Raw genomic sequence first — 10,764 nt, 5'->3', positions numbered from 1 at the left:
CCGACTTCATCCTGTTCGCCGCCTCCGACCAGGCACGCTTCGCCACCGGCTCCGAGATCGTCGCCGACGGCGGCTTCACCCTCGGCCCCGTCGCCTGACAGACGCCGGCCGCAACCGAGGCAAGCTCGTTCTCACCATCGACTGACCTTTTCACGCAGGGGCCGGCCCCGCGCGTTCACGCAGGGGCCGCCCCGCGCACCCACCCCGACGCCCCCGGCCGTCCACCGTCGGTCCCATATCCACGCATTCCGACTCTGTCCCGGCCCGGAGGCCGGAGTTTCCTCGGAGGTCTTCGATGACCATGGCTTACCTGGCCCAGCCCGAGCAGCAGCAGAAACTCGAATGGCTCGACGGAGGCACGTTCTCCGTACTGCTCGACAAGGACGCCACCGAAGGGCACCTGACCGTGGGCCGCTTCGACGTCGCCAAGGGCGAGGCACCGCCGTTCCACGTGCACACCCGTGAGGACGAAGTGTTCGTGCTGATCAAGGGCACGGCCCTGGTGCGGCCGGGGAGGAGGAGCACGAACTGCGCGAAGGAGGCATCGTCCAGCTGCCCCACAACGTTCCACGCGGCTACCGCATCACCTCCGACCGCGCCGACCTGTTGATGATCACCACACCCGGTGGCATCGAGGACATGTTCCGCCACGCTGGACGCGACCTCACCACCCCGCGTCCCGACGGCTTCGAGATCCCCAAGTCCCTCCTGACGGAAGCGGTCGAACTCTCCGGCGGCATCATCCTCGACCCACCGCGCTGAACGCACACGGCCCCAAGCGCCCTGCCGGCACAGCCGATACCGCCACCGCCCCGGCAGGGTTGTGTCCAATAGACGGCCCGTACGGCGGGGTGGTGGGGCAGTCAGCCGTGGCAGTGCTGAGGGCCGCGGTGACCCAGGCAGGTGCGCCGGAGGCATGGGCTGGCGGTAACCGCATCCGGTGCGACCGGACCGGGCGGAAACGGCGGCGCTGCAGGGTCCGGGCAGGCCACGGTCGGGGGTGTGTCAATTTAACGGCTGATCTTGGTTGTTGGGGTTCAGTTGTTGGCTGGGGTGAGCCGGCCCTCGAAGGCGATCTGGAAGGCGTTGAGTGGCGCCTTTCAGCGTATGGTCCACCTCTTGCGGCCCTTGCCGGTCGGGTCGAGGCTCATCAGCGTCATGTAGACGCACTTGAGGGCGGCGGCCTCGTTGGGGAAGTGCCCGCGGGCACGGACGGCCTTGCGTATGCGGGCGTTGACGCTCTCGATCGCGTTCGTCGAGCAGATCACCTTGCGGATTTCGACGTCGAAGGAGAGGAAGGGCGCGAACTCGGCCCAGGCATCCGACCACAGCTTCACGATCGCCGGATACTTCTGGCCCCAGGACTCCTGGAACTCCAGGAACCGCTCGGTCGCCGCGTCCTCGCTGGGCGCGGTGTAGACGGGCTTGAGGGCCTTGGCGACCTTGTCCCAGTCCTGCCGGGCGGCGTATCGGAAGCTGTTGCGCAGGAGGTGAACCACGCAGGTTTGGGCAATTGTGCGGGGCCAGACGGTCTCCACGGCCTCGGGAAGGCCTTTGAGCCCGTCGCAGACCAGCATGAGCACATCGTCCAGGCCGCGGTTCTTCAGCTCGGTGAACACGTGCAGCCAGTACTTGGCGCCCTCGCCGCCGTCGCCGGCCCAGAGGCCGAGGATAGGATGTCGCCGGTGGCGTCCACGGTCACGGCCATCGCCATGTGGATCGGGCGGTTCGCGGCCTGCCCATCTCTGATCTTGACGTTGACGGCGTCCACGAACAGGACCGGGTAGACGCGGTCGAGCGGCCGGTTCTGCCATTCGGCCATGCCATCCATGACCTTGTCGGTGGTGGTGGAGATGGTCTGCTGGGACACCTCCGCCCCGTAGACCTCGGCGAGATGGGCCGAGATCTCGCCGTGGGTGAGGCCCTTCGCGGACAGCGACAGCACCATCTCGTCGATGCCGGTCAGGCGGCGCTGCCGCTTCTTGACGATCTGCGGCTCGAAGGTGCCGGCGGTGTCGCGAGGCACCCTCACCTCCACCGGGCCGACATCGGTCAGCACGGTCTTCGCCCGGGTGCCGTTGCGGCTGTTGCCGTTGTTCTTCCCCGCCGGATCGTGCTTCTCATAGCCGACGTGGTCGGTGATCTCGCCCTCCAAAGCGGACTCCAGCACCCGCTTGGTCAGCTGCTGCAACAGCCCGCCTTCACCGGTCAGCTGCAGCCCCTCGTTCCGGGCCCGGTCAACCAGCATCGCAACGAGCTGCTCGTCCGGCACCACGCTCGACGGTGCCTGCCCCTGCTCGGACTGCTCATTCTCCACGGCGGTCTCCGTCATCAGACGCACCTCCTTGATCATCAGATCCGCCGTCTATTGGACACTCCCACTCGCCGCATGACCCAACAAGCCAAACCACCCCAAACCGAACCCAGGCGCCTTGACGAAAGACATAGAGGCACCCCCCGGCTTCCCGAACCGCACCCCTCTCCTCAGCCGGCCACCGCCCGCCCCGTGGTGTCCCGTGCCACCAGCTTCGGCTCGATGACCGCCTCCCTGGGTTCCCGCCCCTCCTCGTCCAGCCGGTCCACCACGAAGCCGACGGCCCGCTCCGCCATCAGGACCGCGTCCTGGCGGACCGTCGTCAGGCCGACGGGCATGAGGTGCGAGAGGTGGCTGTCGTCGTAACCGACCACCGACACTTCGCCCGGCACATCCACGCCCGCCCGCGCGAACGCCATCAACAGGCCGAGCGCGCACCGGTCGTTGGCCGCGAGCACCGCGGTCGGCAGCGGGGTGCCGCGGTCCCGTTCGGCCACCAGCAGGCGCCCCGCCTCGATGCCCGACTCCTCCGTGTGGCTGCCCGCGATGACCCGCGTCTCGGCCTGGAGCCCGTGGCGCCGCATGGCCGTTCCGTAGGCCCGGCGCCGCTCGGCCGATCCTGGACCCCGGCCGCCGTCGATGTGGACGATGCGACGGTGGCCCAGCTCGAACAGGTGGTCCATGGCCTGCCGCACACCCTTGTTCTCTGCCGTGTGGACACTGTCGATCCGGGCGTCGCGCACCCGGCGGCCGACCGACACCGCGACGGTGCGCCGACCCAGCTCGTCCAGTCTCGCCGCCTCGCTGCCCGGTCCGAGCAGGATGACCGCCTCGCAGCGGTGGGCGAGCAGCGCCTCGACCGCCTGTATCTCGTCCCGGCCGGGCGCGGTCGCGGACAACAGTACGTCGTAGCCGCGCCGTTCGGCCTCCGGGTAGATGCCCTCGACGAGGTCGGCGTGGAAGGTGTGGTGCACGGTGAACATCACGCCGAGGGTGCGGCTGCGGCCGCGGGCCAGCAACCGGGCGGCGTTGTCGGGCCGGTACCCGAGCTCCTCGGCGACCCGCAGGACCCGGTCGCGGGTCTCCTGGCCGGCGCCCGGCTGGTTGCGGAAGACGATCGAGACCAGCGCCCGTGAGACGCCCGCGCGGGCGGCGACGTCCGCCATCGTGGGGCGTTGTTTGCCCGTTGCACTCAACTGTGACTCCACGCCCTCTCGTGACCCGGCCGCGAAATCCCGCGGCAACGAGCTATTGACATGACATTTGAACAGGGGCCATCGTACTCGCACTAGAGCGCGCTAGTAGAGCGCGCCAGTACCTCTTCCCGACCTGTTTCCTGTGCTCAACTCCGGTATTCCGGAACGAAGGGACCCAGCCTGATGTCGTTCGAAGTGCTGACCATGGGCCGCGTCGGAGTGGATGTGTATCCGCTCCAGACCGGGGTGGGACTCGCCGAGGTCACCTCGTTCGGCAAGTACCTGGGCGGCAGCCCGACCAACGTGGCGGTGGCCGCCGCCCGCCACGGCCGCCGCGCCGCCGTCATCACCAAGACCGGACGCGACCCGTTCGGCGACTTCGTCCGCACCGCGCTCGCCGGGTACGGCGTCGACACCCGCTACGTCGGCACCTCGGACATCGCGCCCACCCCGGTCACCTTCTGCGAGATCTTCCCGCCGGACGACTTCCCGCTGTACTTCTACCGCCTGCCCAAGGCCCCCGACCTGGACATCAGGCCGGACGACCTGGACCTGGACGCGGTGGCCGCCGCCCGCATCCTGTGGTTCACCGGCACCGGCCTGAGCGAGGACCCCAGCCGCACCGCGACGCTGCACGCGCTGGCCCACCGCGCCAAGTCCGGCACCACTGTCTTCGACCTCGACTGGCGCCCCATGTTCTGGTCCGACGCCGAGCAGGCGCGCACCTACTACGCCGAGGCGCTGCGGCACGCCACCGTGGCCGTCGGCAACCTCGCCGAGTGCGAGGTCGCCACCGGGGAGAGCGAGCCGTACGCCGCCGCCAAGGCGCTGCTCGCCACCGGCGTCGAGCTGGCCGTGGTGAAACAGGGCCCGCGCGGGGTGCTGGCGATGGACCGGGACGGGACGGTGACCGAGGTACCGCCGGTGCCGGTGGACGTCGTCAACGGGCTCGGCGCCGGCGACGCGTTCGGCGGCGCGCTCTGCCACGGGCTGCTGGCGGGCTGGGACACCCGCCGCACGGTGACGTTCGCCAACGCCGCCGGGGCCGTCGTCGCGGGCCGGCTGGCCTGTGCGGACGCCATGCCCACCGAGCCGGAAGTGGAAGCCGTGCTGGAGGAGGCCGGTCGTGCTGTCTGAGAACGTCAGTCGCGTACTCGCCGCCCGGGTCAACGACCCCGAGGCCGTCGCGGCCGCCGCAGCCCGACGGGTCAGGGCGACCTCGCCCTTCGGTGAGCACGGCAAGGTGATGATCATCGCCGCCGACCACCCGGCGCGCGGCGCCAACGCCGTGGGCGGCGACCCCTCCGCCATGGCCGACCGCTTCGAACTGCTGGACCGCCTGTGCACCGCCCTGGAGCGGCCTGGTGTCACCGGTGTGCTGGCCACGGCCGACATCCTGGAGGACCTGCTGCTGCTCGGCGTCCTGGACGGCAAGAGCGTCTTCGGGTCCATGAACCGGGCCGGGCTCGCCGGGTCCGTCTTCGAGATCGACGACCGGTTCACCGGCTACGACGCCGAGACCATCGCGGCGATGGGCTTCGACGGCGGCAAGATGCTCACCCGGATCGCCCTGGACGACCCGGCGACACCGTCCGTCCTGGAGAACACCGCGCACGCCGTCAACGAGCTGAACGACCGCCGCCTGATCGCGATGGTCGAACCGTTCCTGTCCGCCTGGCAGGACGGACGCGTCCGCAACGACCTCTCGCCCGACGCCGTCATCAAGTCGATCACCATCGCCTCGGGCCTCGGCCGCCGCACCGCCTACACCTGGCTGAAGCTGCCGGTCGTACCGGACATGGAGCGGGTGCTGGCCTCCTCGACGCTGCCGGCGGTGCTGCTGGGCGGCGAGGTCAAGGACACCGAGGCGGCGTTCGCCTCCTGGGGCAAGGCCCTGAAGTGCCCGACCGCGCAGGGCCTGACCGTGGGCCGCTCGCTGCTCTACCCCTCGGACGGCGACGTCGCCGGCGCCGTGGACCGGGCGGTGAGTCTGCTGTGAGCGCGACGAGCAAGTACCACCTGCCGGCCGGCACCGCGGCCGAGGGCCCCTACGACCTCCTGGTCACGCCGGAGTCGGCGGGCTGGGGGCACTCCGGGCTCAGGGTGCTCACCCTGGCGCCGGGGGAGGCGCACGCCCTGTCCACCGGGGAGTCCGAGTTCCTGGTCCTCCCGCTGTCCGGCGGCTGCACCGTCACCGTCGGCGGCCGGGCCTTCGAACTCGACGGCCGGACCGGCGTGTTCGCCTCCGCCACCGACTTCGCGTACCTGCCGCGCGAGGCGGAGGCCCTCATCAGCAGCGCGCACGGGGGACGTTTCGCGCTGCCCAGCGCCCGTACCGGGCGCGGCGGCCTCCCCGCCCGGTACGGACCCCGGCAGAACGTGCCCGTCGAACTGCGCGGCGCCGGCGCCTGCTCCCGCCAGGTCAACAACTACTGCCTGCCGGGCACCTTCGACGCCGAGCAGCTGCTGGTCTGCGAGGTGCTCACCCCCGGCGGCAACTGGTCCTCCTACCCGCCGCACAAGCACGACGAGGCCCGCACCGACGAGCACGGCACCCCGGTGGAGTCCGAGCTCGAGGAAATCTACTACTTCGAGGTCGCGGGCGGCCCCGAGGGCTTCGGCTACCAGCGGGTGTACGGCACGGAGGACCGGCCGATCGACGTGCTCGCGGAGGTCCGCTCCGGCGACACCGTCCTGATCCCGCACGGCTGGCACGGCCCGTCGATCGCCGCCCCCGGATACGACCTCTACTACCTCAACGTCATGGCCGGCCCCGGCGCCGACCGGGCCTGGCTGATCTGCGACGACCCCGCCCACGGCTGGGTGCGCTCCACCTGGGAGCAGCAGGACGTCGACGACCGGCTGCCCTTCGACGGGAACAGGACCCGATGAACACCGTACGACTCACCACCGCGCAGGCCCTGGTGCGCTTCCTCGCCCAGCAGTACAGCGAGCGCGACGGCCGGGAGCAGCGGCTGATCCCCGGCGTCTGGGGGATCTTCGGCCACGGCAACGTGGCCGGGGTCGGCCAGGCCCTGCTGCAGGCCGCCGCCACCGGCGAGGCCGACCTGCCCTACTACCTGGCCCGCAACGAGCAGGGCATGGTGCACGCCGCGGTCGCCTACGCCAAGATGCGCGACCGGCTGTCCGCCTTCGCCTGCACCGCGTCCACCGGCCCCGGCTCCACCAACATGATCACCGGCGCGGCGCTGGCCACCACCAACCGCATCCCCGTGCTGCTGCTGCCCTCGGACATGTTCGCCACCCGGGCCGCCGACCCGGTGCTCCAGCAGCTGGAGGACACCCGGGGCGGCGACGTCACCGTCAACGACGCCTTCCGCTCCGTGTCTAAGTACTTCGACCGGATCACCCGGCCCGAACAGCTCGTCCCGGCGGCGCTCGCGGCGATGCGGGTGCTGACCGACCCGGCGGAGACCGGCGCGGTCACCCTCGCGCTGCCGCAGGACGTGCAGGCGGAGGCGTACGACTGGCCCGTCTCCTTCTTCCGCCGCCGGGTGTGGCACGTCGGCCGCCCGGTGCCGGAGCCGGCCGCCGTCGAGCGGGCCGCCGCCCTGCTGCGGAACGCGCGCAAGCCGCTGATCGTGGCGGGCGGCGGCGCCGTGTACTCGGGGGCGGAGACGGTTCTGCGCGCCCTGGCCGAGGCCACCGGCATCCCGGTCGCCGACACCCACGCCGGCAAGGGCGCGGTGCCCTGGGACCATCCGTGCGCGGTCGGCGGCATCGGCTCGACCGGCGCGTACGCCGCCAACGAGCTGGCGAAGGACGCCGACGTCGTCCTCGGCATCGGCACCCGCTACTCGGACTTCACCACCGCCAGCCACACCGTCTTCGGCAACCCCGACGTCACCTTCGTCAACCTCAACGTGGCCCGCCTCGACGCCGTCAAGCACTCCGCCGAGCCCGTGGTGGCCGACGCCCGCCTCGGCGTCGAGGCGCTCGCGGCGGCGCTCGGCGACTGGCAGGTGGCACCGGAGTACCGCGCCGCCACCCGCCGGCTCATCGCCCGCAACCGGGAGATCGAGGAGGGCTGCTTCACCGTCGGTCACGGCCCGCTGCCCGCGCAGACCGAGATCCTTGGCGTCCTCAACGACGTCCTGGACGACCGGGCGGTGGTCATCAACGCGGCCGGCTCGATGCCCGGCGACCTCCAGCAGCTGTGGCGGGCCCGCGACCCGAAGGCCTACCACGTCGAGTACGCCTACTCCTGCATGGGCTACGAGGTGGCCGCCGGCGTCGGCGCGAAGATGGCCGACCCGAGCCGCGAGGTCGTCGTCCTGGTCGGGGACGGCTCCTACCTGATGATGGCCCAGGAGATCGTCACCATGGTCTCCGAAGGGCTCAAGGTCGTCATCGTCCTGGTCCAGAACCACGGCTTCGCCTCCATCGGCTCGCTGTCGGAGTCCCTCGGCTCGCAGCGGTTCGGCACCAAGTACCGCTTCCGCAACGACGAGTCGGGGCTGCTCGACGGCGACGTGCTCCCCGTCGACCTGGCCGCCAACGCCGCCTCGCTCGGCGCGGACGTCCTGCACGCCACCACCGTCGACGACTTCCGCACCGCGATGGAGAAGGCGAAGGCCGCCACCCGCACCACCGTCGTGCACGTCGAGACCGACCTGTACGGCCCCAACCCGCCCGGCCACGGCTGGTGGGACGTGCCGGTCAGCGAGGTCTCCGCCCTCGACTCCACCCGAGCCGCCTACGAGACCTACGCGGCACACAAGCAGACCCAGCGCCACTACCTGTAACGAGTACTGAGGAAATCACCCGTGAAGATCGTCCAGCACTGGATCGACGGCACCTCCGTCCCCGCCGACGGCGAGTCCGCCCCCGTCTACAACCCCGCCACCGGGCAGGAGCAGGCCCGGGTCGCCCTCGGTGGCGCCGCCGAAGTCGCCGCCGCCGTCACCGCCGCCGCCCGCGCCTTCGAGACCTGGTCGGAGTCCTCGCTCAGCCGGCGCACCCAGGTCATGTTCGCCTTCCGCCAGCTGCTGGTGGAGCACGAGGAGGAGCTGGCCCGGATCATCTCCGCCGAGCACGGCAAGACCGTCGACGACGCGCGCGGCGAGATCGTCCGCGGCCGGGAAGTGGTGGAGTTCGCCTGCGGCCTCGGCGACGTGCTCAAGGGCGGTTTCTCCGACCAGGTCTCGCGTGGCGTCGACGTGCGCGACTTCCGCCGGCCCCTCGGCGTGGTCGCCGGCATCACGCCCTTCAACTTCCCGGCGATGGTGCCGCTGTGGATGCACCCCATCGCCATCGCCACCGGCAACACCTTCATCCTCAAGCCCAGCGAACGCGACCCCTCCGCCGCCAACTTCGTCGCCGGGCTGTACCAGCGGGCCGGGCTGCCCGACGGCGTCTTCAACGTGGTGCACGGCGGCAAGACGGCCGTCGACGCCCTCCTCGACCACCCCGGCATCCGGGCCGTGTCGTTCGTCGGCTCCACCCCGATCGCCAAGTACGTGCACGAGCGGGCCACCACCGCCGGCAAGCGCGTCCAGGCGCTGGGCGGCGCGAAGAACCACGCCGTGGTCCTGCCCGACGCCGACCTGGAGTTCGCCGCCAACCACATCACCGCGGGCGCGTACGGCTCCGCGGGGGAGCGGTGCATGGCCGTCTCCGTGGCTGTCGCCGTGGGCGACGCGGCCGACCGGCTGGTCGAGATCCTCAAGCGCAAGGCCCACGAGGTGCGGGTCGGCCCCGGTGACGCCGCCGGCACCGACATGGGCCCCCTGGTCACCAAGGCCGCCCAGGAACGGGTCGAGCACGCGGTCGGCACCGCCGCCGCGCAGGGCGCCACCGTCGTCGTCGACGGCCGCGGCCTGAAGGTCGACGGGCACGAGGACGGCTTCTTCACCGGCCCCTCCCTGCTCGACCACGTCACCGCCGAGATGGACGCCTACCAGGAAGAGCTGTTCGGGCCGGTCCTCGCCGTCGTCCGCGTCGACACCCTCGACGAGGCCATCGCGCTGATCAACGCCAACCCGTACGGGAACGGCACCGCCCTGTTCACCGACTCCGGCGAGGCGGCCCGCCGCTTCGAGCGCGGCGTCGACGTCGGCATGATCGGCATCAACGTGCCGGTGCCCGTCCCGATGTCGTACTACTCCTTCGGCGGCTGGAAGGACTCGCTCATCGGCGACTCCCCGATCCACGGTCCCGAAGGCGTGCGCTTCTACACCCGCCCCAAGGTCGTCACCAGCCGCTGGCCCCGGCCGGCCCAGCAGGTCGCCGCGGGATTCAACTTCCCCACCTCCAGCTGACACGCCCACTTCTCAAGGAGACACCATGGCAACGGCGCCATCCCCGCGCATCGTCGCGGGCAACCTGTGCCTCGGTTCCGCCCCCGACTCCTGGGGCATCTGGTTCCCCGAGGACGAGCACCAGGTCCCGTACACCCGGTTCCTCGACGAACTGGCCCGGGCCGGCTACGAATGGCTGGAACTCGGCCCCTACGGCTACCTGCCCACCGATCCCGCCGTCCTCGCCGAGGAACTGGCCGTGCGCGGCCTGAAGGTCTCCGGCGGCACCGCCTTCGGCGCGCTGCACCGCCCCGAGGCGTGGGACGACATGCTGGCCCACGTCCGGCAGGTCGCCGAGCTGACCGCCGCGGCCGGCGCGCACCACCTGGTCCTCATCCCGCCCATGTTCCGGGACGAGAAGACCGGCGCCTACACCGAGCCGCCCGAGCTGAGCGCCGCGCAGTGGGCGGGCTTCGGCCGGGCCGCCGACCGGCTCGGCAAGCTGCTGCTGGAGGAGTACGACGTGCGGCTCGTGCTGCACCCGCACGCCGACAGCCACATCCAGACCCAGCCGGAGATCGAGCGGCTGCTCAACGAGTCCGACAGCCGGTACACCAACCTCTGCCTGGACACCGGGCACGTCGCCTACGGGGGTGGCGACAACCTGGACCTGATCCGCCGCTTCGGCGCGCGCGTCGGGTACGTCCACATCAAGCAGATGGACCCCGAGGTGCTCGCGCAGGTCGCCGCCGAGGACCTGTCGTTCGGCGAGGCCGTCAAGCGCGGGGTGTGCGTGTCACCGCCCGCGGGAGTCCCCGACCCGGGCGACGTCGTCGCCGAACTCTCCCTGCTGGACGCCGAGCTGTTCGTCATCGTCGAGCAGGACCTGTACCCCTGCGCGCCCGAGGTGCCGCTGCCCATCGCGGTGGCCACCCGGGAGCACCTGGCCGGCTGCGGCCTCACCGGAACCCGACGCCCGAACCACTCCCGGTAG

9 protein-coding genes and 1 pseudogene are annotated in these 10,764 nt (G+C 71.3%); 8 read left to right on the top strand and 2 right to left on the bottom strand.

Annotation, left to right across the window (positions count from 1 at the left end; genetic code table 11):
• Positions 1-295 precede the first annotated feature (295 nt).
• Entirely contained in the window at positions 296-610 is a 315-nt protein-coding gene (locus ACY1JF_RS27690; RefSeq protein ID WP_462707995.1) for a cupin domain-containing protein, read from the top strand.
• Complete coding sequence (locus tag ACY1JF_RS27685) at positions 610-762, top strand: hypothetical protein (RefSeq protein WP_462707994.1); 153 nt, start codon at positions 610-612, stop codon at positions 760-762. The genes ACY1JF_RS27690 and ACY1JF_RS27685 overlap by 1 nt, the downstream gene beginning before the upstream one ends.
• Before the next feature lie 275 nt (positions 763-1,037).
• On the opposite strand, the pseudogene ACY1JF_RS27680 reads toward ACY1JF_RS27685, so the two are convergent.
• Positions 1,038-2,248: pseudogene (locus ACY1JF_RS27680) on the bottom strand (IS256 family transposase).
• A 236-nt stretch (positions 2,249-2,484) separates the two neighbouring features.
• The gene (locus ACY1JF_RS27675) at positions 2,485-3,480 is read right to left on the bottom strand and encodes a LacI family DNA-binding transcriptional regulator (RefSeq protein WP_462707999.1); all 996 of its coding nucleotides are present in this window, start codon (positions 3,478-3,480) and stop codon (positions 2,485-2,487) included.
• Positions 3,481-3,693: 213 nt separating this feature from the next.
• On the opposite strand from ACY1JF_RS27675, the gene iolC reads away from it, so the two are divergent.
• The 6 genes from iolC to ACY1JF_RS27645 are packed head-to-tail and all read left to right on the top strand — an operon-like array spanning position 3,694 to position 10,764.
• Positions 3,694-4,647 (top strand): 5-dehydro-2-deoxygluconokinase, encoded by a 954-nt coding sequence (gene iolC / locus ACY1JF_RS27670; RefSeq protein ID WP_462707993.1) that lies wholly within the window; start codon positions 3,694-3,696, stop codon positions 4,645-4,647.
• Entirely contained in the window at positions 4,637-5,509 is an 873-nt protein-coding gene (locus ACY1JF_RS27665) for a Cgl0159 family (beta/alpha)8-fold protein (RefSeq protein ID WP_462707992.1), read from the top strand. The genes iolC and ACY1JF_RS27665 overlap by 11 nt, the downstream gene beginning before the upstream one ends.
• Positions 5,506-6,402 (top strand): 5-deoxy-glucuronate isomerase, encoded by an 897-nt coding sequence (gene iolB, locus ACY1JF_RS27660; protein WP_462707991.1) that lies wholly within the window; start codon positions 5,506-5,508, stop codon positions 6,400-6,402. The genes ACY1JF_RS27665 and iolB overlap by 4 nt, the downstream gene beginning before the upstream one ends.
• Positions 6,399-8,276: a 3D-(3,5/4)-trihydroxycyclohexane-1,2-dione acylhydrolase (decyclizing) gene (gene iolD, locus ACY1JF_RS27655; RefSeq protein WP_462707990.1), complete on the top strand. Its 1,878-nt coding sequence runs from the start codon at positions 6,399-6,401 to the stop codon at positions 8,274-8,276. Before iolB ends, iolD begins: the two co-directional genes overlap by 4 nt.
• A 21-nt stretch (positions 8,277-8,297) precedes the next feature.
• Complete coding sequence (locus ACY1JF_RS27650) at positions 8,298-9,791, top strand: CoA-acylating methylmalonate-semialdehyde dehydrogenase (RefSeq protein ID WP_462707989.1); 1,494 nt, start codon at positions 8,298-8,300, stop codon at positions 9,789-9,791.
• Positions 9,792-9,816: 25 nt separating this feature from the next.
• Positions 9,817-10,764 (top strand): TIM barrel protein, encoded by a 948-nt coding sequence (locus ACY1JF_RS27645; RefSeq protein WP_462707988.1) that lies wholly within the window; start codon positions 9,817-9,819, stop codon positions 10,762-10,764.

It is taken from the genome of Streptomyces sp. SYSU D01066-1 (assembly GCF_054956795.1).
This window is presented reverse-complemented; position numbering and strand designations above follow the sequence as displayed.